The sequence below is a fragment of the Aquincola agrisoli genome (assembly GCF_036621135.1).
Classification (GTDB): Bacteria; Pseudomonadota; Gammaproteobacteria; order Burkholderiales; family Burkholderiaceae_C; genus Aquincola; species Aquincola agrisoli.
In genome coordinates this window covers 108915-132994 of the sequence record NZ_JAZIBG010000048.1, presented here as the reverse complement: position 1 = coordinate 132994, position 24080 = coordinate 108915, and the positions used below count along the sequence as shown (strand labels likewise).

Below are 24080 nucleotides of genomic sequence, written 5' to 3'. Positions count from 1 at the left end.
CTACACCCCGAAATGCGAGAGGAACAGCCGCCGCAGCCCGCGCAGCCAGCGCTGGCCGATCGGCTCGGCCGGGTGCGCGAACCGCACCCAGGCGCGGCTGCCGAGAAAGCGCACCGGCGTGCCGGGAGGCAGCTCGACCTCGAACTCGAACACCGACTTCAGCGCCTTCAGCCCCTTCTCGTCCGACGGGTCGAGCGCGATCTCGCCCCCGCCGCGCTGGCCGAGCGCGGCGCTGGGCAGCTCGGTGCCGGCCTTGGGCACCTCGCGCAGCAGCCGGCCCTGCAGCGTCTGTCCCACGGCCTGCGGCAGCTTGACCTCGACGGCCCGGGTCGCCAGCCGCACCGGATCGACGCCGTCCTGCTGCACGACCACGCGCACCACCGGCACGTACTCGCCGACGACGTAGCCGAGCACCTCGCCTTTCTTCACGTAGCGCTGCGGCAGGTCGTGCCAGGTGCCGGCCATCAGCTCGCCGCCGGCCCGCGCACGCAGCGTGAGCAGCGCCGCGTCGTCCTGCAGGCGCTGCAGCGCGGCGTGCTCGCGGTGCAGCGCGTCCTGTAGCTGGCCGGCCCGCGCCGGCGCCACGCCCCAGGCGGCGTCGACGCGCGACTGCGCTTCCTCGCGCTTGGCCTCCTGCTCGGCGAGCCTGGCGCGCAGCTCGGGGTCGACGCTCTCGAGCAGCACCTGGCCGGGCTCGATGCGGTCGCCGGGCTCCGCCCGCAGGCGCGTGACAAAGCCGCTGCCGCCGGCGCGCAGGATGGCGTCTTCCGGCGCCCAGACGACGCCTTCGGCGTGCGTGTGGTGCGGCATCGGCACCACGAAGAGCGCGATGCCCGCCACCGCCACGGTGCCGGCCAGCACGGCGCGTACCCGCGTCGCGCGGGCGCGGAAGCGCGGTTCGCGCCACAGCGCGGCCAGGCCCTTGCCCAGCGGCCACACGATGCTGGAGCCCACCGTCCACAGCGCCATCGCGACGCCGAAGAAGAAGTACTCGGTCGCGATGAACAGCGCGATGCCCAGGCTCACCGACAGCCGGTACACCAGCGCGGCCGGCGCGTAGAACCAGAACCAGCGGCGCTCGGCCGGCAGGTCGGCGGCCTCGGCCTTCGGGCTGGGCGGCACGCCGAACACCCGCTCCTCGATCATGCGCAGCCAGAAGCGGTTGGCGCGCTGGCCGAGGTTGGGCACCTCGATGGCGTCCATCAGCACGTAGTAGCCGTCGTAGCGCAGCAGCGGGTTGGCGTTGAAGAGCACGGTCGTGACGCTGCCGATCACCACCACGTTGTAGGCCAGCGAGCGCGCGAGCCCCGGCTCCAGCAGCAGCCAGGCATAGAAGGCGAGCGCGGCCAGGAAGATCTCGGCCAGCATGCCCGCGGCGCCGACGAGCATGCGGTCGCGCTTGTCGGCATAGGCCGAGGCGCCCGACGCGTCGACGTAGGGCACCGGGAAGAACACCAGCAGCATCACGCCCATCTCGTGCACCTCGCTGCCGCGGCGCTTGAGCGCCAGGCCGTGGCCGAGCTCGTGGCACGCCTTCAGCAGCGGGAACACCAGCGCCATCAGCAGCAGGTTGTCGGCGGCCAGCAACTGCTCGCCGAAGTTCTGCGTCAGGTCGGGCCAGTGGGAGGGCACCAGCAGCAGCGCCGGCAGCACCGCCGCGATCCACAGCAGCGCGCCGGGCCAGCCCAGCAGCGGCTGCATCACGCGGGCCAGCCAGGCGAGGAAGCGGTCGGGGTCGAACAGCGGAAAGCGGATCGACATCGGGTTGAGGAAGCGGCCGATGAAACGCTTGCGCCGCTCCTTGCCGCGGCGCTCGAGCAGCTCGGCGGCGTCGGGCGTCACGTCGAACTGCAGCAGGTCGGCGGTATGCAGCTGGCCGAGCAGCTGCACCACTTCCTCCTGCGTCGGCGTGTCCTCGCCGATCTCGGCGGCCAGGCGGTCCCAGACCTCCTGCAGCGAGCGCCGGCCGTCGAACAGGTCGATGACGCGGTACGACGCGAAGTTGAAGCGGTAGAACTTGGCCGCGACGCGGTCCTCGACCACGTACCAGGTGCGGCCGCGGTAGACGTGGCGGTGGATCTGCACATGGCCGCGCAGCCGCGGCTTCAGCGGCGCCACGCGCCACCAGTGCGTGGAGCTCAGCGCCTGGCCATGAGTGGTCATGCCAGCCCCTCGTCGAACGGGTACGTTCGCCGGTCCCCCGAGGGGACGGCGGGCCGGCTTGGGGCGGCCCGGCGCTCGGCCCGCGGCACGCCGCGAGACATTGCTTTCACGGCGCGAGACGCCACAGCGCGAGGCGCAGCCAGTCGGTGAAGCGGTGCGTCCAGATCCACAGCAGGCTGCGCGGCGCGGAGGCGACCTTGGCCACGCCTTCCATGCCCGGCCGCACGTCGCCCGCCGGCCCGTCCAGTTCCGCCTCGACGCGGAAATGGTTGCGCCCGTCCTCGGGCACCGACACCGGCGTGATCTTGCTGACCCGCAGCGGCCAGGTCTTGTCGGGCAGGCTGGACAGCACCAGCTCGCCGCTGCGTTGCTCGGCGATGTGGGCGATGTCGCGCTCGTCGACCTGCAGGATCACGCGCCAGGCGTCGAGCGGCGCCAGCTCGAACAGCACCTTGCCGATCTCGACCGGCGAGCCGAGCTGCTGCGACAGGTCGCCGCGCACCACGACGCCGTCGAACGGCGCGACCACCTGCACGCGCGCCAGCTTCTCGTTGACGAGATCGAGCTGCGCGCGGGCCTGCGCGGCCTGCGCGGCGGCGAGCCGCAGCTCGGCACGCTCGCCGTTGGCGCGTGATTCGCGTTCGCGCTTTTCCGCGATGTCGAGTTCGGCCTGCCAGCGCTGGCTTTCCAGCCGCAGGTCCTTGTCTTCGAGCAGCGCGAGCACCTCGCCCTTGCGCACCGTGTCGCCGGCCCGCGCGGGCGCCTCGCGCACGAAGCCGTCGAAGGGCGCGACCGCGGCGCGCTGCACCGCACCCTCGACCAGCGCCTTCGACGCGACGCGGTAGTCGACCTCCACCAGCGCGAGCACCGCCAGCGCCAGCGCCGCGGCGACGCCGGCGAGCTTCCAGCCGGGCCGCGAGCCGTCGCCCAGGCGCGAGAGCAGCCAGCGCGTGCTGCGCCCGGCATGGGCGGGCAGGCTCTCGTCGCCGGCCAGCCGCAGGCCGACCACCGGGCCGATCGCCAGGCCCAGCGTGTCGAGCAGCTGCAGTTCGCCGGCGTCGAAGGGCGTGTCGCGCTGCAGAAGGCACACGCCGGCCAGCGTATTGCCGTGCTCCAGCGGCAGCGCGCACACGGCGGCGCACCGGGCGTCGGCGGCGTAGCGCCGCAGCGCCGCGGTGAGCCGGGGCGTGCCATCGCCCTCGGATTCGGGCAGGGTGGTGCGCGCCCGCTGGTCGTAGGCCTCGTCCATCGCCTGGGCCGCCCCGCGCAGCAGGTTGGCGCGTTCGTCGAACCAGGCGGCGTGCGACATCGCCCGCACCTGGACCGCGTGGCCGCGCGCGGTGCCGACCAGCACCTGGTGGCAGCCGAAATGCGCCGCCAGCCGGTTGACCAGCGTGAACAGCGCGCGTTCGGCGTCTGGCTGCGCCATCAGCGCGGCCTGCAGGTCGAGCAGGAAGCCGGCGTGCGCCAGCCGCTGGTCGCGCTCGCCGATCGAGCGGCGGTGCACCAGGTCGAGCAGCCAGCCCGCGCCCCAGTGCAGGTCGCGCAGGTGCCGCGTGAGGCCCAGCTCGTCGCAGGGCCCGAGGTCGAGCACGACGACGCCGTGCATCGTGCCCATCGAGGCCAGCGGGTAGGCCAGCCGCAGGCTGCCGTCGGGCTGCGGCTGGCGCGCGCCGGCCCCGCTGTTCAGGGCCTGCTGCGCGACCTCGGCGAGGTAGCCGGCGTCGAGCGGCGCCGGGAACATCGCCGCCGGCACGAAGGTGCCCTGCGCGTCCTTCAGCAGCAGCAGGGCCGCCCGGGTCGGCGGGATGCGCCGGCACAGCAGGAAGAGCCAGGCGGTGCAGAGCTGCTCGGCGCTGCGGGCGCCGCCCAGCGCCGCCCACGGGTCGCCGTCGGCGCCCACGGGCGCGCCGCGCTGCGGCAGCGCGGCGGATTCGGCTTCGGACAGGGCGGACAAGGTCGGGTGCGGCGGGGGGGGCGTCGGCAGGGGGTCGCGGATAGTGGCGCTTACTCGAGCTTGCCGTGGCGCGCCTCGTACTCGGCCATCAGCCGCACCAGCAGGTCCGACAGCCGCTTGGCGGCGAAGGGGCTCATCACGATGCGGTGCGCCAGCTCGATCTCGGTCTCGGCCTGGCTGCGGTCCCAGGCGGCGTTCAGGCCGAAGTTCAGCACCACCTCTTCGCGCGTGCTGTTGGCGTTGGCGAAGTTGACGTAGGAGCTCTTCAGGCCCTCGACGTTCCACTTCAGGCGCGGGCCGGCGGCGCCCTTGGCCGCGGGGGCGGCGGGGGTGTTGTCGGCAGGGGTCTTGGGGGTATCGGTCATGGTCACTTCAGGGTGGGCAATGCGGCGGGTGCCACGTTGGCGGGTGTGAGCTTGATCAGGCTGCTGGCGGCCTGGGCCTTCGCGGCGGCGGTGGCGGACGCGGGCTGCATCCAGTCGCTGAGCCACGTGGTCTGGGCGCTGGCAGTGTCGCGCAGTTCGAAGTCGGCGAAGCTGCCGGCGAGGTCGATGGACGGGGCCACCGGCGCCGGCGGCGGCAGCACCGGGATGGTCGGGATCTCCGGCCGGTCCGCGCCGCCGACCTTCTGCTGCAGCCGCGCGGCGTCCAGCGAGGTCAGCGTGCCGCTGGCGTTGATGTCGCCCAGCACCATCGCGTCGATCAGCGGGAAGGCGCCGAAGCCGGAGTCCGCACGGGTCAGCACGCGCTGCAGGCGCTCGACGTCGGCGGTGCCGTAGCCGCGGCTGCCGTCGGTGTCGCCCAGGTAGGCCACCACGTGCAGGCCGTCGTCGTCGCGCACGGGGATCGTGCCGCCGTTGATGCTGATGGCGCTCAGGTCGAGCACCTGGCTGGCGCCGTAGCGTGCATCGGCGCGCACCGTGGACTGCAGCCGCAGCAGCTCCAGCGCGCCGGCGCCCAGCGGCGTGGCGGCGGTGATGGTGATGCGCACCTCGCCGGCCACCGACAGGTCGGCCATCAGGCTGCTGCCCGCGGGCAGGCCTGCGCCGTTGATCACGCCGGTGACGTTCAGCAGGCTGGCGTCGTAGCGCAGCGTGAAGACGATGTTCTTCGCGCCGGCGGCGCCGGTGAGCGTGATCGGGAAGCCGGAGCCGGTGGCGGGCAGGTCGACCGGCTGGCCGGGGCCGCGGGCGATCTCGCCGATCGACAGCACGGCACCGCCGGCCGCCGCGGTGAACGAGGTGGTGTACGCGTCGCCAGCCGTGCCGTCGCCATTGCCGTCGAGGTCGGCGAACGCGGTGGCGCCGCTGGCCAGCCGCACGCTGTAGGCGCCGGCCGCGAGCGTGCCGCCGGTCTTCACGAAGGTCAGGCCGCGGCCGTCGGCGTCGAGCACCACGCTGCCCGCCACCGGCTGGCCGGCGGCGTTGGCGAAGACGATGTCGGCCGCGCCGAAGCCGTGGCTGGCCGCGTCGTACAGGTTGAGCGACGCGGCGTCGACCACGCGGTTGAAGCGCAGCGTGAAGCCGGTGTTCGTCGCCGCGAACGCGGTGACCTGCAGCGGCGTCTGCGCCACCTGCACCTGCGGGCCGGCGACGGTGTAGCTGCCGTCCTCGTCGATCGCCGTGGCGCTGACCTGGTAGCTGCCGGCCGCCGCGTAGCTGTGGCTGACGCTGGCCGGGTGGCCGTTGACGGTCTGCACCAGGCCGTCGCCCCAGTCGATCACCCACTGGCCGATCGTGTCGGCGCCGGGGTCGGTGGCCGACAGCGACAGCACGTAGGGCTGGCCGGTCGACGCGGTGGCGGCGCCGGTGGCCGCCAGCGTCGGAGCCACGTTGTCGACCTGCACGTCGAAGCTGCGCTCGGCGATGGAGCCGGCGAGGTCGGTGACACGCACGGTGAAGGTCTGCGTCGTGCTGCCGTCGGCGGGTGTCCAGCTGAACACGCCGTCGGCACCGATGGCGGCGCCGGCCGGCACCTCGCCCACCAGCTCGTAGCGCAGCGTGTCGCCCGCGCTGTCGCGGCCGGCGAGCTGCACCGTCACCGGGCTGCCCTCGTCGACGCGGGTGCCGGCGACCGGGTCGATCGTCGGCAGCGCGTTGACCGACAGCGACGGTGTCGCCACCACGCCGCTGGTGATGGTGGCCGCGGCCTGGCCGGCCACGGTCTTCCAGCCGCCGTGGGCCGCCACGACGACGCTGCGCGTGCCGGGGCCGAGGTCGGTGAAGCGGTAGGCGCCGTTGGCGTCGGTGAGGGTGGTGCTCTCGCCGACGTCGGCGACGCCGTTGCCGTTGGCATCGAGGAAGACGGTGAAGCCGCCGAGGCCGGTGCCGTCCTCGCCCGCGTCCCGCACGCCGTCGGCGTCGGCATCGTGGTACAGCGTGCCGTCGATGCGGCCGAGCTTGAAATTGCCGAAGTCGAGGCCGGTGGCGCTGCCGCCCGCCACCACGGTGACGCTGTGCGCCGCGGGGGCGGCGCTGGGCAGCGGCTGGGTGCTGCCGCCGCCCTGGCCCGGGCTGCCGCCCGGCGTGCCGGTGCCGCCGCCAGCCGGCAGCGCGAGGATGGCCTCGGCCAGCGCCAGCATGTCGACGCGGTTGAAGCCGAGGCCGCTGTTGCGGACGTTGTCGTTCTCGTCGTCGCCGTCGACGATCTGCTGCGAGGTGCTGTCCAGCAGCGACGTGAACTCCGCCAGCGACAGGCGCCGGCCCAGCGCCTGCTGCGCCAGGTCCTGCGCCAGCGCGGCGATGCCGGCCATGTAGGCCGAGGCCTGGCTGGTGCCCTGCATCGTCGTGAGGCCGCCGCTGGCGTTGGCGCCGGTCAGGCGCGCGCCGGGGGCGAACACGTCGAGCAGCTCGTCATCGCGCTGCGAGAACGCGGTGATCTGGTCGGCACCGGTCGTGTAGTCGCTCGCGCCGCCCGCGTAGTTCCAGGGGCCGCCGAGGTCGCCGGCCCAGGTGGCGCCCACCGCCAGCACCGCCGGGTCGGCGGCCGGGTAGGCCACGCCCCAGGCGCCGCCGAACTGGGCGTAGTTGTTGCCCGAGGCGGCGGTGACGATGATGTTCTTCTCGGCCAGCGCGGCCAGTTCGTCGGCCAGGCCGAAGCGGCCGATCGCGGTGTTCCAGTTGCCGCCGTCGCCCAGCGACAGGTTGACCACGCCGACGTTGAACTCGTCGGCATGCGCCACCACCCAGCGCAGCGCGTTCTCGAGGTACGAGAAGTAGCCCTTGCCGCTGTCCTGGAAGACCTTCAGCGCGATCAGGTCGACGCCTTGCGCGACGCCGCCGTAGGTGCCGTCGGCGCCGCCGATGATGCTGGAGATGTGCGAGCCGTGGTTGTTGCGGTCGCTCGCGTCGGCGTCGTCGTTGGCGAAGTCGTACTGGTAGACGATGCGGTCGGCGATGCCGTCGCCGTCGGTGTCGGGTCCGAAGAAGGCGTGGTCGAGGTCGATGCCGGTGTCGATCACCACCACCGACAGGCCGCTGCCGGTGATGCCGCTGAAGCGGCTGTCGGCCCGGAAGGCGTCGAGCCCGGTCAGCGTGTTGGCCCAGCCGTTGCCGGCGGTGGCCGACGGCGACAGGGCCGCGGTGTCGAGGCCGGCGTCCGGCAGCTCGAGTGCCTGGTCCTGGTTGCCGATGGAGGCCGAGCCGGTGGACGTGGCCGGCGCGGTCTGCATCCAGCCGGCCTGCATGACCTCGGCGACCGTGTAGCTGCCGGGCAGCAGGTCGTCGAAGCGGTAGCTGCCGTCGGTGCCGGTGACGGTGCTGCGCTCGCCCGCGTCCAGCGTGCCGTTGCCGTTGCTGTCGAGGAAGATGGTCCAGCCCGCGAGCAGGCCTTCGCCTTCGTCGCGCTGGCCGTCGCCGTCGACATCCTCGAACTTGACGCCGGAGATGCTCGCCGGGCGCACGCTCGCGAAGTGCAGGTCGGCCGCCGCCAGGCCGCTGGTGGCGACCACGCTGAACACGCCGTTGCCCGGCGTGGTGCGCAGCCAGCCGGCCTGCGCCACCTCGCTGAGGTGGTACACGCCCGGCCCGAGGTTCTCGAAGCGGTAGCTGCCGTCGGCGCCGGTGACGGCGGTGGCGTCGATGCTGCCGTCGCCGTTGCGGTCGAGCTGGATCGTCCAGCCCGCGAGCAGCGCCTCGCCGGCGTCGAGCACGCCGTTGGCGTTGCTGTCGTCGAACTTCACGCCGCCGAGGCTGATGCGCTGGAAGCTGCCGAAATCGGCGCCTTCGGCGGTGCCGTCGGCCACGACCGTGACGACCTGGCGGTTGTCCGCCGGCGAGGTCGACAGCCAGCCCTGCGGCAGCACGCGGCCGACGGTGACGAGGCCGGCGCCGACGTCGTCGAAGCGGTAGCTGCCGTCGGCGGCCGTCAGCGTGGTGCGCTCGCCTTCGTCGAGCACGCCGTCGCCGTCGGTGTCGAGGAACATCGTCCAGCCGCCGAGGCCGGCTTCACCGGTGTCGTGGCGGCCGTCGCCGTCGGTGTCGTCGAACACGATGCCGACGATGGAGCCGCTGCCGGCGCCCACGGAGATCATGGCGTCGGCCGTCTCGGGCACGGCTTCCACGTTGCCCGCGTTGTCGCGTGCCACGCTGAAGAACGCGTAGTGGTTGCCGGCCACGCCCTCGTAGAGCGATTCGGTCAGCGTGGTGTTGACGAGCCAGGGGTTCCAGTCCCCGCCGTTGGTCGACACGTAGATCGTGTAGCTGGCCAGCGCCGAGCCGCCGTCGGCGTCGGCGCCGCTCCAGGAGACGAGGAAGGTCGGCTCCTCGGTGGTCGCGGGCAGCGCGGTGACGGCGCTGCTGGGCAGGCCGGCGTCGAGCGTGTTGAAGATCGGCGGCGTGTCGATCGGCTCCTCGGTGTCGAACACGATGCGCGCCGTGGCGTCGATGACGGTGCCGGTGGCCACCGTGCGCTTGGCCTTGATGGTGTAGCTGAGGAAGCCTTCGCCGCGGCCGTCGCTGACGCCTTCCGCGTTGCGGTTGGGCGGCAGGAAGCCGAGCTGCGCATCGACCGGCAGCTCGCCCGTCGCCGGATCGAGCGTGGTCAGCCGCCACGTGACGATGCCGGTGGCGGTGTCGATGCTGGCCGACACGTCGAGCAGGTAGCCCTTGGTGGCGCTGAAGTCCAGGCGCGCCTGGTAGAACGCCGTGGTGCCGCTCAGCTCGACGCGCTGGTCGCCGAAGCCGAAGTCGTCGACGCGGAAGGTGCGCCAGTCGAGATCGGCGTCGAGCTGCTGCGTGACCACCACCTCCTGCGCCGGGGCGGCGGCGTCGGCCGCGTTCTCGAAGCGGATGGTGTAGGCGAGCGTGTCGGTCGCGGCGATCCAGCGCTCCTCGCCGAAACCGGCCGGGCCGAGGATGTCGTTGGGGTCGCGCGGCACGACCGGGTCCGGCTCGTACGGCGGCGGGTCTTCCTCGTCGCAGCACTCCTCGGGCGGCGAGGGCAGCGGCAGGCCGGCCATCTCCAGCGCGCCGTCGCCGTCGGCCGGCGGCAGCGTCGAGCCGCCCTCCAGGGCCTGCGCGACGTCGACGAGCGACTGCGAGATCGCGATCTGCAGCGTGCCCGCGGCGGTCCAGCCGCCGGTCTCCCGCGTGCTGGAGCGCAGCACGGTCGCGTTGCTGCTGTTGACGGCCTCGGCCCACACCAGCACGGGCCTGCCGCCCTGCTGGCTGATGCTGAGCGCGCCCATCACGCGGCCGGCGGCCACGTTCTCGACGGCGCCCCAGGTGCCGGTCGCGGCCGACCACAGCGCGGTCTGCACCGTGACGCTGGGCATGTAGGCGTCGAGGCCGGCGGTGCTCAGCGTCCAGGCGGCGAGCACGTCGCCGTTGGCCAGGCGCACCAGCTTGGCGGACTGTTCCTCGCCCGCGGCGGTGGTGAGCGCCTGCGGGGCGCTCCAGGCGCCGGCGCTGAACCGCGCGAAGACCAGGTCGCCGCCGCTTTCGAGCACGGCCTGGATCTGCGCCGAGCTGCTGGACGTGGTGAGGCCCGAGGTGTCGAGCCGGTTCCACAGCGCGATCGCGTCGCCGTTGCCGTCGAAGGCCAGCGACAGGCCGCGCGCGCTGTAGCCGCCGCTGCCGGGGACCAGCGAGGCGGGCTGCCAGGCGCCGTTCTGGTGGCGGGCGACGTGCACGCCGTCTTCCGACGCCCACGCCGCCCACAGTTCGCCCGTCGGGCTTTCGGCGATGACGGGTTCGCCCTCGCTCTGCAGGTTGGAGGTGATGGCGGTCTCGCCGGCGCCGGTGTAGTCGTTCAGCGTGCCGGTGGCGCGCGGGTCGAAGCCGAAGCTGATGGCCGTGTCGTAGGCGTTGCCCGCGAAGATGGCGTCGTCCAGCGTCAGCAGGTCGCCGTCCATCCCGGTGCTGCCCATGTCGGAGCCGGGGTAGGTGTAGGTGTATTCGGTCCAGCCGGAGCCGCCGAAGAACCAGTTGTGCTTGACGCGCACGAGGATCGTGCCGGAGATGGGCGGCTCGCGCATGCCCAGGCCCTGGTCGTCCCACTTGCCGTTGACGTTGATCAGCGCGCGCACCACGGCCTCGAGGCCGGTGAAGGGGATGCTGCCTTCCCAGTTCAGGCCGACCGAGCCGCGGAAGCTGCCGCTGCCGCTCGACCACCAGCCGGGGAAGTCCGCGCCGGCGTCCCAGACCAGGTTGCCGCCCGCGGCGACCTCGAAGCGCCCTTTCACGCCCATGGCGGTCAGCGCGGTACCGACCACCGGGATGAAGGACAGCGGCACGTTGACCGCGCCCGAGACCTGCGCGTTGATGCGCGCGCTCTTGAACACGTAGACGCAGGTGTCGTGGTCCGCCACGTAGCGCACGTCGCCGCCCGCGCGGCCTTCGATCTCCGTCTTGACGCCGCCGATGTTGATGTCGAACTTGAAGGCGCCGTTGCCGCGGAAGATCAGCGTGCAGTCGATCTGCGCCTGCAGGTCGACGCGGATCTCCGACTTGACCGAGCCCAGCGGCCCGAGGTTGACGTTGCCGATGCTCTTCGAGAAGCGGATGCGGTGCACGCCCATCGCTTCCAGTTCGGCATCGGACATCGCGTCGAGCAGCACCCGCAGCTCTTCCATCTGCTGCGCGATGACGTCGACGAACACCGGGTCCTGGATCGCCGTCTCGCCGCCGTACAGGTCGAAGTCGTCGTTCGGGTTGGTGGCGTCCTTGCGCTGCACCATCAGCACCGGCTTGCCGTCGGCGCCGATGCCGATGGCATATGCGCCGTCGAACTGCGCGTTGTCGGTCAGCTTGGCGGCGGCGGTCCATTGCCAGGTGCCGTCGGGCTGCCGCGCGCCCACGCTGTAGTAGACCTCGGCGGCGTTGCCCTCGCCCTGGCGCCAGGTGGCGAGCAGGCCCTCGCGGTTGCCGTCGATCAGCCGCGGGTCGGCCGCGAGCTGCAGGCCGTCGCCGGCCACGTTGCCGGGCAGCGGCTGCGCGTCCTTCCAGCCCGTGCCGTCGTTGACGGCGTGCCAGAACACGCCGTCGCGTGTCCAGACCATGTGCGACAGGCCGCTGGCGTCGGTCGCCATGGCGGGCGCCAGGTCGACGTTCTCCGGCGTCGGCTCCACCGGCGTGAGGCGGGCGTACAGCGCCGCGCCGGCGATGTCGGTGGCCTCGGTGATCGTGAAGACGGGGCTCGCCGCGTCGGCGATGCCGTTGCGGTTGAGGTCGAACGAGTAGGGGCGCTCGATGTCGGTGCCGCCGTCCTCGGTGGGCACCACGCGGCCCAGCGCCAGCGTGTAGGTGCCGGGCTGCAGGTAGCCGAGGGTGAAGCGGCCGTCGGCCGCGGTGGTGGTGCGGCCGGCGAAGACGTAGGTCGTGCCGGTCTGCCGGTACACGGCCATCTCGACGCCGCCCATCGCGGCGCCGGTGTCGGCATCCTGCAGCGTGCCGCTGTAGCTCATGCTGGCGAGGAACGCGGGGTTCTCGGTGAACGCGATGTCGAACAGCTCGCGCACGTCGGACAGGGTGCGCTCGGGCGTGGAGTACTGCTTGCTCAGCGCGTTGACCAGGCGCACGTAGTCGCCCCAGGTGCCGCCCAGCCGCGGCTGCAGCTGGGTGAGCCAGCGCGTCTGCCACTCGGTGTCGGTCATGCCGGGCATGCGCAGCGACTGCTCCAGCAGCGCGTAGTCGATCGGCTCGGTGCTCGTCTCCTGGATCACCCGGGTGGTGAAGCTCATCGGCGCGTTGACCGACTCGAACAGCAGCGGCAGGCTGTGGTGGTCGCCGGGGCGCAGGATGTCCTGCGGGCCGCTGGGCGCCACGCCCAGCAGCTGCACCGAGCTCGACAGCCCGATGCTCTCGGCCGTGCTGCCGAAGCGGGTGCCGGTCGGGCTGGTGACGATGAACAGCGGCGCCATCGTGTCGGCGTCGCCCTCGTTGGCGTAGACCAGGTTGGCCAGGATGACGCGGCCGGGGCGGACCTCGGCCGGCCCCTGGATGCTGCGCACGATCTCGGCGCCGCCGCCGTCGACGACCTGGATCTGCTCGGCGTAGAGGGCCACCGTGCCGTCGGCCGCCTCGGCCGCCAGCGAGTAGGCGCCGGCCGCGGCGCCGCGGGCGTCGAAGGTGACGTAGGCGCGGCTGCTGTTCTCCAGCTTCGAGACCGTGCCGAAGATGCTCTCGCCGGCGCCGTTGATCAGCGCGAACTGCGTTTGCGCATCGAACTTGGCGCCGTCGACCTGCAGCGTGACGGTGCCGCCGTTGCCGACCTCCGCCTGGTCCACCGACTGCAGCGAGAACGGCAGGATGCTGGCCGTCAGCGTGTAGGGGCGCGGGGCGCGGCCGTCCGCGCCGTACAGCATCACGTAGTAGGTGCCGGCCTCGGTGGTCGGGATCACCGCGAGCTGGTCGGCCACGAAGGGGTCGCGGCCGGTGTGGTCGAACTGGCCGCGGGTGGGCATGCTGCCGTAGCGCAGGTACAGCTCGTTGCCGTTGTCCTCGCCGTCGCTGTCGAGCACGACGCGCACGGTCTCGCCGGCGCCGACGACGACCTTGTAGAACACCGCCTGGCCGGTCGCGATGGTGCCGCTGGCCGGCGTGCCGAGCGCGAGCGTCTCCACGTCGATCGCGACCGCGTCCAGGCTGGCCGAGACGTTGTTGCCCTCGTTGCTCTCGGCGATGGTGTTGAGGATGTCGCTGCGCACGATGACGCGGTAGTTGCCGGGCGTGAGGCCCGGCAGCGCCGCAGTGAGCGCCTCGGTGTAGCTGGCGCCGCCGGCCACCGGGCCGTTGTGCTGCACGGTGCCGAACAGCAGGTCGCCGATGTCCCAGGTGTCGTCGGCGGAGAGGTAGATCGAGTCGCGCCACGAGCCCAGCGCGGGGTTCGTGCCCTGGTTGGTCACCGTGTAGGTGATGGTGGCGTCGCGGCCCGGGATGGCGTTCACCGGGATCGTGATCTCGCCGACCAGCAGGTCGGCCGGCGGCGCGAGCGTGACCTGGGTGAAGCCGCTGTCGACGCCGGCGTTGTTGGTCTCGACCAGCTCGGGCAGGCCGTTGCCGCCGTCGGCGACGACGAACACGTAGAACGGGCCCGATTGCCCGTAGGGCACGGTGAAGGTCTTGGTCTGGGTGTAGCTCGCGCCGGCCGCCAGGCCGCCGGCGTGGTCGGCGTAGCCGAGGTAGAGGTCGGTGGCGCGGTCGAACACCAGGTCGCGCGAGAGGTACACCGCGTCGTACCAGTTGCGGGCGCCGGTGGGGTCGGTGCTGTCGTTGCGCACCGTCCAGCTCACCTGCAGCGCCTGGCCGCTGATGGCCTCGGCCGGGGCATCGACGCGCTCGACGCGCAGGTCGGGGCGCAGCACCGGCACCAGCACTTCGGGCGGGATGGTGATCGGCGTGGCGCTGGCGCGCAGGTTGTTGGCCTCGCCAGCCGTACCTTCGGTGACCAGGTTGTTGACGTCGGTCTCGACGATGACGAAGTAGTCGCCGGCGCCGAAGCCGCTGGGAAGCGCAAACTGCGCGGTGGCGTCGTAGCCTTCGCCCGCGGCGAGCGGGTTGCCGCGCGACACGGTGCCCAGCAGCACGTCGCCGCTGCCGAGGGTGCCGTCGCGCGAGAGCCAGACGCGGTCGCTCCAGTAGTTGGCGTTGGTGCGGTTGTCACCTTCGTTGTCGACGCGCCAGGTCACGACGATCGGCTCGGCGTAGGCCTGCGGCGCGGTCGCGGACAGCGACGACACGACCAGGTCCGGCGTGTCGCGCGTGACGGTCAGCGGCAGCGAGGCGACGTTGTCGCCTTCGCCGCTGCCTTCGAACACCTGCTGGGTGGCATCGGCGCGCAGGAAGAGCTTGTAGTTGCCCTGCATGCCGAAGGGCAGCGAGACGACCGCCGACTGCGTCAGCGTGGCCCCGGCGGCGAGGATCTCGCCGGGCGAGGTGCTCGCCAGCACGATGTCGTCGTCGTCGCCGAGGATGTCGTCGTTCGACGCGATGATCTGGTCGATCCAGTAGTTGGCCTGGGTGGCGCCGGTGCCGGCGTTGCGCAGCGTCCAGGTGACGACGATCTGCTTGCCCGCCTCGCCGGTGGCTGGGGCGGTGAAGCTCTCGATCACCAGGTTGGCCGGGCGCGACGAGACCACGATCGGCGCCGCCGAGACGGCGACGTTGTTGGCGTTCGGGTCGCCGTTGGCGCCCGCGAAGCCCTCGAACACCTGGTTGCCCGAGTCGGTGTGGACGATGAGGTAGTACGCGCCGTCCAGCGTGTCGGGCAGCTTGAAGCCGGGGGTCGCGCCGTACGAGCCGTCCACGCCCAGCACGCCGCCGTGGCCGCGTGTGCCGAGCACGAGGTCGCCGGCATCGAGCACGGCGTCGGCCGACAGGTAGAAGGTGTCGGTCCAGTAGGACTCGGCGGTCGCGGTGGCGCCGTAGTTCGTCACCGAGTAGCTGAACTCCAGCGTGTTGCCGGCCCGCGCCGACGCCGGCAGCGTGATCGACGAGACCTCCAGGTCCGGCGGGGGCGTCAGCACCACGTTGGTCGCGGTGTCCTCGCCGCCCGCGTTGTCGTTCTCGTTCGCGTGCTCGTAGACGTTGTTGTAGATGTCGGAGACGACGAAGAACCAGCGCTCGCCGACCTCGCCGACCGGTAGCGTGACGCTGTGGGTGGCGGTGTAGCTCTCCCCGCCGTCGAGCGCGCCGCTGTGGAAGAACGTGCCCAGCGCCAGGTCGCCGGCATCGAACACGTTGTCCGTCGAGACGTACACGCGGTCGTACCAGGACGTCTCGGCCGTGCGGCCGTCGCCGGCGTTGGTGACGGTCCAGTTCAGCGACATCGGCTGGCCCGAGAAGGCCTGCGTGGGCGCCTGCACGGCGGTGACGCGCAGGTCGGGCGGCGGCGTGAGCGTGAAGCGCGTCAGCGCGCTGACGCCGACGTTGTCGCCCTCGGCGGTGTTCTCGAAGACCTGGTGGTTCGCGTCGGCCTTCACCAGCAGGCGGTAGTCGCCCGCCAGGCCGCGCGGCACGGTGAAGGTGAGGGTGTTGACGTAGCTCTCGCCGTCGGCGAGGTAGCTCGGGTTGGCGACACTGCCGAGCACGATGTCGTCGCCGTCGCCGTACACGTCGTTCAGCGACAGCACGACGGTGTCGAGCCAGCGCGGGACGCTGGTCGAGCCGTTGCCGGTGTTGGTGACGACCCACGAGACGATGGTCTGCGTGCCGGAGAAGGCGTCGCTCGGCGGGGTGATCGAGGCCACCGTCAGGTTGGGCAGCGGCGGGAAGCTGGCGACCAGCGTCGTGTTGTCGACGGTGCGGTTGTTGTCCTCGCCGTCGTATTCGTAGTTGTCGCCGTTGATGTCGGTACGGACGACGACGGTATAGCTGCCGATGCGGTCGCCCGGCACGGTGATGTTCTGCGTGCGGGTGACCGAGGCGCCCGCGGCGAGGTCGCCCTCGTAGCTGAAGTCGCCGACGAAGATGCCGTTGCTCGCGCCGCCGTCGGTGGAGAGGTAGACGCGGTCGACCCAGCGGCCGCCGATGATGCTGCCGGAGCCCTGGTTGGTCACCGTCCAGGTGATGGGCACGACCTGGCCCGACAGCGCATCGGCCGGCGCGACGATGTCGGTCACGCGCAGGTCGGCCAGCGGCGGCAGCGGGATGCTGGTGAGCGTGCTGAGCGCGCTGTTGTTGTCCTCGGCCGCATGCTCGAAGACGACGTTGCCGATGTCGGCGGTGACGCCGACGTACCAGTTGCCGGGCGCCGAGATCGGCAGCGTCACGTCCTGCGCGATCTCGATGCTCTGGCCGGGGCGCAGCGTGTCGTTGAACGCGAAGTCGCCCAGGTGGTGGCTGCTGCTGCCCGGCACGTTGCTGTCGGTGAGCACCAGCCGGAAGCGGAAGTCGGAGGCCGGCGCCGTGCCCTGGTTGGTCAGCGTGAAGCGCACCGTGGTGGTGTTGCCGCTGCGCACGCCGTCCGGCACGGTGACGTTCGACACCGTCAGGTCGGCGAAGGGCGGCACCGTCAGCGTGATCGCGCTGGACGCGCGCACGTTGTTGGCCTCGTTGGTCTCGGGCTCGTTGCCGTAGTAGTCGGTCTGCACCAGCACGCGGTAGCTGCCGGTGTTCAGCGTGCCGCGCAGCGGCAGCGTGATGTCGCGCGAACGGTGGTACACGCCGCCGGCGGCCAGCGGCGTGTCGCCGCTGGACGAGAACTCGCCGAGGTAGATGTCGTCGTCGCTGCGCGTGTCGTCGGTCGAGAGCCAGAGGCGGTCGGTCCAGTTGCCCACCGTCGGCCCGGTGCCCTGGTTCTGCACGCTCCAGGCGACGGTGATGCGGTCGCCGAAGGTGGCGGCCTCGGGCACGGCGACGGCCGTGGGCACGAGGTCCTCGGTCGGCACGATGACGTTGACGGTGGCGGCCGAGGCCGTCTCGTTGTTGCCCTCGGCGGCGAACTCCTCGACGTAGTCGTAGACGTCGCTGCGCACGATGACGTGCCACTGCCCGGTCTGCGCGAGCGGGATGGTGAGGTTGGCGCTGCGTGCCAGCGTGCCGCCCGCGGCGATCGAGCTGCTGTTGTAGACCTGCCCGATGTAGATGTCGCCCGAGCCGTAGCTGGCGTCGGCCGAGAGGTAGATGTGGTCGTACCAGCCGGTGGCCGTGGCGGCGGTGCCCTGGTTGCGCGTGGTCCAGGTGATGGTGGTGGCCTTGCCGGCCTCGACCACCGGGGCCACCTGCACGTCCTCGGCGACGAGGTCGGGCAGCGGCGGCACCGTCAGCGTGAACGCCTCGGAGGCCAGCGTGTTGTTGGTCTCGTCGGCCTCGCCCTGGTAGCCGTGGCGGTCGGTGCGCAGCAGCAGGTAGTAGGTGCCGTCGAGGTAGTTGGTGTTGAGCGGCAGCGTCAAGCTGGCGGTGCGGGTGTAGGAGCCGTCGGCCGCCAGCGGGCCGAGCTCGATGTACTGGTCGCTGAGCTGGATGTCGTCGCTGCTGACGGTGGTGTCGCGCGAGAGCCAGAAGCCGTCGTACCAGTAGCTGGCATTCGTGGCGCCGTTGCCGGCGTTCTTCACCGTCCAGGTCACGCTGATCGGCGCGCCGAAGCTGCCGCTGGCGGGCGCGGTGACGACGACGGGCGTGAGGTCGGGCGAACGCAGCGTGACGGTGGCGGTGTGGCTGTCCTCGGCCTCGCCGGCGATGCCGTCGCCGTCCTGGTCCATCAGGTTGCCGGCGCGGTCGCGGATGTCCGGCCCGAGCACCAGCGTGTAGATGCCGGCCGCGTACTGGTTGGTGAAGGTGACCGTCAGCGTGTTGCCGCTGGCGGTGACCGACTGCACCTGGTTGCGCAGGTTCTGCCCGGCGGGGCCGGTGAACACGAGCACGTCGTCGTAGCCGACCGTGGCGGCGTCCACGTTCTCGTTGAACGTGAAGGTCCAGGTGTTGAACGGGGCGTTGGGCTGGGCGGCGGCGTCGGGCGAGGAAGCCACCACGCGCGGGCCGGTGAGGTCGTAGACGAAGCTGCTCTCGAAGGCCTCGCTCGGCGTGCCCTGCAGGTCGGTGAACGCGCCCGCGGCGAAGCGGAAGGTCGTCGTGCCTTCTTCGGGCGGCAGCTCCACGAGGAAGCGCAGCCGGTGGCCGGCGAGCATCTCGACGCCGACGACCGTGCCGCCGTTGTCCAGCACCAGGTCGTCGACCGACACCGAGTCGGCGCGCACGCCCTCGGACAGCTCGACGACGATCTCCGTCGGCGGGGCGGAGAGCAGGGCGCCGGCGGCCGGCGTGACCGCGACCACCTGCGGCGCCGTCTCGCGTTCGCCGCCGGTGGCGCCATCGACCGAGACCACGTAGTCGCCTTCGCCGGCGACGGCGACCACGCGCACGCGGTAGGTGCCGCCGTCCAGGGCGATGTGCGTCAGCAGGGCGTTGCGGCCGTCGGCCGCGCCGCGTTCGTTGCTGGCCACCAGCGTGCCGCCGGCGTCGTACAGCTCGATGCGCGTGGCGAGCGTGTTGAGCGGCGTGTCGCCGCCGTCGCCGGGTGTCTGCGTGGTGAGCGTCAGCACGTCGCCGGCCGCGACCTGCAGCACGTAGCTGTCGTCGCGGTCGCCGGCGGCCCAGGCGACGGTCTGCTCCAGCAGCCGGTCGAGCGCGGCGTTGTTGCCGGCGAAGCCGTCGTAGTAGACGGCGCCCAGGTAGGCGCTGCGGCCGTCCTGCGGCTGGCCGACGACGGCGAACGCGCGGCCGTTGACGGTGGCCAGCGTCTGCGCGCCGGGGTCGGCGCCGCCGGTGGAGTATTCGATGTAGCCGCTGACCTGGAAGTCGGTGAGCCCGTCGGTGGCCGGGTGGCTGGCGTCGGCCACGTTGACCGTGCCGCCGTTGTAATAGTTGTGGCGGACGGTGGTGTCGACCGGCACGATGGCGTCGATGTCCGGCAGCACGGGAGAGGTGGAGGAGCCCGCGGCGTACACGGTCCAGCCCGTCGCCACGAGGCCGCCGCCGCCCTCGACCCACTGGCGCAGCGCCTGGGCGAAGGTGCCGTACTGGCCGTGGTTGTACTCGTCGCCGATCACGACCACGTCGTACTGCGACAGCTCCTCGACGGTGTCGATCTGGTTGGCGGTGACCGAGGTGGCGGTGAAGTCGAACCAGGTGTCGTCGTTGAGCTGGGCGACGAGCGAGGCGCCGCTGCCGCCGTTGAAGACCGCGACGCGCACGGCGCCCGACCCCACGCTGCCGCTGCCCGAGAGGTGGCCCAGCGCCTGGTGGGTGCCGCTGATGTCCTGCAGCGCCGTGCCGCCGGCCTGCGGCAGCTCGAACGAGAGGCTGCGGGTGACGGTGAGGTTGTAGAGCGCCTCGCTGTCGCCGCGCACGCGCAGCAGGTAGTCGCCGGCCGCGCCGGCCTTGAACTCGCGGATCGCCTGCACCGCGGCGCCGCCGCGGGCGTGGCTGGTGGCCAGCAGGTTGCCGTCGGCGTCGAGCAGGTCGACCACCAGGCTGCCGTCGAACTGGCCGCCGAGCGCGGGCGCGAGCACGATGGTCGCGTACTCGTCGGCCCGGAGCGTGAAGCGGTAGTAGTCGCCTTCGGTGTCGGCGTCCTGGGCGGTCAGCACCGGCTCGCCGCCGCCGCCGTCCTGCGGCGGGGTGACCAGCGAGCCGACCACCGCGCCGCGGCTGCCGCCGTTGCCCAGGTCGACGAAGCTGGAGGCGATGTCTTCCGCCGTTTGGGGCGTGTTGTTGGGCGTGCCCGGCTGCGCCAGCTCGCCCTCGGCGCGGGCGCCCAGCAGCAGCCCGAGCTCGTAGCCGCCGTCGCCGGCGAGGTTGCTCAGTTCGATGCGGTAGGTGCCGGCGGCCAGCAGGCCGCCGCCCGCGGCGCGCACGGTCTGCAGCACCGCGCCTTCGCCCTGCACGCCGTCGGCGGAGGCGACGAGGTTGCCGGCGGCGTCGAACACCTTCAGGCCGATGACCAGGTCGGACGGGTCGCCGAGGGGCGTGGGCGTGGCGCGCGCGAAGACGGTCAGCAGCTGGTCGCCGGTGAGCATCACCGTGAAGGCGTCGGTGTCGGCCTGGCCGTTCAGGCCCCCGGTCGCGAGGCGGCCGTGCACCAGCGAGCCCTGCGCCGCGAAGGGCGGCAGCTGGGCGAAATCCTGTTCGTCCTGGTCGACGATGAAGTCGAGCACGAAGTTGTCCGGCGTGTTGTCGCCGCCGCCCGACGGCAGCGGGTCGGACGGATCGCCGTTCAGCGGCAGGCCGAGCAGGTCCTTGAAGGCGTAGTAGCCCGACCACAGCGCGAGCTGGTAGCGGCCGTCCTCCAGCGCGGGCAGGCCGAGCTCGAGCCGGCGGTTCTCGGCGTCGTAGTGGAAGGAGGTCAGCGCGATCGAGTTGCCGGTGACCACGTCGACCAGCGACACGTCGCTGCTGTCGAGGTACTCGGTGTCCAGCGCCTCGCTGAAGTCGATCGTCAGCATCGACGGCGTGCCGTCGATGCGCCCCTGCTGCGCGATGCTGGCCGCGGTGACGACCGGCAGCGTGGTGTCGAGCTCGAAGCTGTGGCTCCAGGCCTCCAGCGCCTGGCCGCGGATGTCGGTCAGCGCGCCGGCGGCCAGGGCCAGCGTGTGCTCGCCGTCGGGCCAGGCGCTGCCGTCGAAGAAGAAGCGCACGCTGCTGCCGTCCAGCACGGTGAAGGACGAGGCGGCCTGGCCGTCGATCGTCAGGCTCTGTGCCGTCAGCGAGGTGAGCAGCAGCGGCTGGCCGAACTCGATGTCGACGTAGCCGGGGAAATAGGTCGTGCGCAGCAGGCCGTCCACCGACGAGGCGCTCACGCCGAAGGTGTCGGCGGCGGCGGCGGTGGAGCCGGCCACGCGCAGGATGACGTCGCCCTGGCCGCTCTCGGCGCCCAGGCGGATGCGGTAGCGCCCGGTGTCGCCGGCCACGAAGCTGAGGGAGCCGGTGGCGGAGCTGGCGACCACCGTGTTGTCCTCGTCGACCACTTCCAGCGTGGGCACCAGCGTGTTGCCGGGCTCGCCGTCGGCGCTGCCGACCGGCTCCGCGGTGACGGTCAGCGTGTCGCCTGCCGTCGCGCGCACGGTGTAGTCGTGCGTGCCGTCGCCGCTGGCCCAGACGACGGCCTGCTCCAGCAGCCGGTCGAGGTCGCCCTGGACGAGGTAGCTGTAGTCGAAGTAGGTCGGGCCGAGGTAGACGCCGCGGCCGGACTGCACCTCGCCCGCGACGACCGCCGCACGGCCGTTCAGCTCGGCGAGCGTCGTGGCGCCCGGGTCGGCGCCGCCGGCGGCGTACTCGACGTAGATGCTCGGGAGGTAGAAGTCGCCGAGGCCCTCGGTGATCGGGTGGGCGATGCTGCCGATGTCGAGCAGGCCGCTGTACTGCGAGTCGTAGCGGCCGCCGGTGGCGACTGGCACGATGGCGTCGATGTCGGGAATCGCGGTGCTGCTGTCGCCGCTGCTGCCGGCGTAGCCGGTGCCGGCGCCGTAGACGGTCCAGCCGGTGGCGATGACGCCGCCGCCGGCCTCGACCCAGTCGCGCAAGGCCGCGGCGAAGCCCTCGAACTCGTGCTCGTAGCTCGAGTGGCCGATCATCACCACGTCGTAGTTGGCGAGCTCGGCGGCGGTGTCGATGTCGGTGCCCGCCACCGACACCGCCTGGATGCCGTGCGTGCTGTCGTTGAGGCGGCTGATCAGCGTGCTGTCGCCGCGGTGGACCGCGACGCGGATCGTGCCCGAGGAGCCGCCCTGGGTCGGGGCCCGGAATCCGTCGACCACCACCGGCGTCGCGGTGATGTCCTCGGCGCGGGAGAGGGCGCCGCCCAGCAGCACGTCCTTGGTCACCGCGAGGTGGTATTCGCCGGCCTGGCTGCCGCCGACGCGCACGTAGTACGTGCCCGCCGCCGGGGCCGAGAAGCCGCTGATCGCCGCGCCGGTCGAGCCGGTGCGGGTGCCGAGGGTCAGCAGGCGGCCGTCGGCGTCGAACAGTTGCAGCGCACCCGCATCGGCCTGGCCGCCGGCGAACTGCAGCGCCAGCGACACGACGTCGCCGGCCTCGAGGTCGATGCGGTGCCAGTCCTGGTTGTCGCCGGCCTGCGTGCTGGTCATCACGCGGACTTCGCCGACGCCGAAGTAGTTGTCGTCGCCGCCGGTGGCGTACACGCGCAGCCACCGCGCCTCGACGGCCTCGAAGTCGATGCTGGCCTCGTACTCCGCCGCGCCGTCGATCGAGCTCAGCGTCTCCATGCCGTAGCCGACCTCGCCGGCATAGCGGCTGATGGTGGTGAGGCGGCTCCAGATCTCGCCGTCGAGCGAGTAGTCGACCGCGTAGTCGTCGTTGCCGTCGACGGACAGCTCCAGGTCGCTGACGAGCACGTTGCCGCCGAGGTCGAAGACCAGCTTCGTGTCCAGCGGGTACTGGCCCTCGACGTCGCCCAGCCAGGTCGTCGCGCTGTTCGTGTCGAGGTAGCTGCCTTCGGCCGGGGTGATGCCGTCGCCGAGCACGTCCAGCGAGCCGAAGAGGTTGCTGCCTTCGAAGGTGGTGGCCGCCGGCGCCACGCGGCGCAGGGTCTCGGCCTCGCGGATCGTCAGGTTGTCCCAGTAGCGGTAGCTGCGCACCAGTTCGCCGAATTCGCCGGTGTGCGGCGTGTCGGCGTGCTGGAACTTCAGGCGCAGCTCGGACGTGGGCGTGAGCCCGTGCGCGGCGAGCGCCGCGCTGAGGTCGATCGTGTGGTGGGCACGGCCGTTGTCGGCCGGCGCGGCGAGGGTGGCGACCGGCACCCAGGTGATGCCGTCGACGCTGGCCGCGATGCCGTCGGCGAACTCGGAGCCGGTGAAGGCGCTGCCCGAGAAGGCCTCGGCCACCGGGTCGTAGCCCCAGTGGTCGAATTCGAGGAGGAGGTTGCTGCGGCCCGCGACGTTGACCGTCCAGATCGCCTCGTTCAGCGCGTCGTCGTAGCCGCCGACGGCCTGCGTGCCGATGGTGGCGGCGGTGGGCTCGCCGCCGTAGCCGCCGTAGTCGCCGTAGCGGTCGCCCTCGCTGTAGAGCGCGGTGCCCCAGCTGCCGTAGCTGCCGCCGTTGCTGCCCTGGCCGTTGTCGTAGTAGCTGGTCGTGCCGATGGTGGCGTCGCCGTGGGAGGAGCTCAGCGACCACTGCTCGGCCAGCCCGTTCTCGAAGGTCTCGACGTACAGCGGCGCCGCGAGCCCCGCGGGATCGAGCCGGCCGATGATCGAGGTGTGGGAGCCTGTGCCGCCGGGCAGCGGCGCCAGCTGGGCGCTGAGGTCGACCGCATCGTCCATGCCGGTGCTGTCGGTGCCCTCGAGCACGGCATCGAGGAACAGCTCGACCTGGTAGGCGCCGGCGCCCGACAGGCTGCTGACGTCGATGCGCAGCGCGCCGCCGGCTCCGGCCGCGATGCGCAGGGCGAGCGCCTGGCCGGCCTCGCCTGCCTCGACGAAGCCGAGCGACTGGTCGGCCGCGTTGAAGACTTCCAGCTTGGCGCGCAGCAGGCTGTCGGCCAGCGCGGGGCTGAAGCGCAGCGACACCGAGCGGCCGGCCTCCACCGTGAGCGACAGGCTGTCGCGCTCGCCCTGCGCGGCGAGCTCGCCGGCCACTCCGCCCGCATGCACCAGGCTGCCGCGCGGCGACAGCGGCTGCAGCGGCGTGCTGAAGTCGTCGGTGTCGAAGTCGGCGACGAAGCGCGGGCCCCCGCCGTCGCCCTGCAGGCTGGCGAGGTCGACCGAGAGCGCGGCCGCGGCCGGCGCCACCTGCAGCGCGGCCACCGGCGCCGGGGCGCCGTTCGCGCCGGCGCCGGGCATCAGGTCCGCCGACATCAGCATCCGCTGCTCCAGCGGCTCGAAGTGCAGCGCGGGCAGCTCCGGCATCCGCCCCGTCGGCCGCGAGCCCGGCAGCTTCAGGCCGGTGATGGCGCGTTGGATGAGCGCCAGGGTGCGCGCGGGCAGGTGGGGAGCGGAGCGATGCATCGGAATCTCCAGAGCCGGCAGGCGCGGCCAGGTCAGGAGGCGGTGCGTTCCGCTGCCTTCCTG

The 24080-nt window shown here is 72.3% G+C and carries 4 protein-coding genes; all 4 read right to left on the bottom strand.

Features of this window, described 5'->3' with window-relative positions:
- Complete coding sequence (locus V4F39_RS22380) at nucleotides 1-2163, bottom strand: PqqD family peptide modification chaperone (RefSeq protein ID WP_332292228.1); 2163 nt, start codon at nucleotides 2161-2163, stop codon at nucleotides 1-3.
- Nucleotides 2164-2269: 106 nt separating this feature from the next.
- Nucleotides 2270-4120 (bottom strand): efflux RND transporter periplasmic adaptor subunit, encoded by a 1851-nt coding sequence (locus tag V4F39_RS22375; RefSeq protein ID WP_332292227.1) that lies wholly within the window; start codon nucleotides 4118-4120, stop codon nucleotides 2270-2272.
- Between the two features lie 50 nt (nucleotides 4121-4170).
- The gene (locus V4F39_RS22370; RefSeq protein WP_332292226.1) at nucleotides 4171-4485 is read right to left on the bottom strand and encodes a DUF3467 domain-containing protein; all 315 of its coding nucleotides are present in this window, start codon (nucleotides 4483-4485) and stop codon (nucleotides 4171-4173) included.
- A gap of 2 nt (nucleotides 4486-4487) precedes the next feature.
- Nucleotides 4488-24017 carry a CARDB domain-containing protein gene (locus V4F39_RS22365; RefSeq protein ID WP_332292225.1) on the bottom strand — a complete coding sequence of 6510 codons (19530 nt, stop codon included), beginning with the start codon at nucleotides 24015-24017 and terminating at the stop codon, nucleotides 4488-4490.
- Nucleotides 24018-24080 lie beyond the last annotated feature (63 nt).

What these genes read in the sequence shown, in the direction of transcription:
- V4F39_RS22380 (WP_332292228.1), bottom strand. Translation starts at nt 2,163, where the DNA reads ATGACCACTCATGGCCAGGCGCTGAGCTCCACGCACTGGTGGCGCGTG.
- V4F39_RS22370 (WP_332292226.1), bottom strand. Translation starts at nt 4,485, where the DNA reads ATGACCGATACCCCCAAGACCCCTGCCGACAACACCCCCGCCGCCCCC.
- V4F39_RS22365 (WP_332292225.1), bottom strand. Translation starts at nt 24,017, where the DNA reads ATGCATCGCTCCGCTCCCCACCTGCCCGCGCGCACCCTGGCGCTCATC.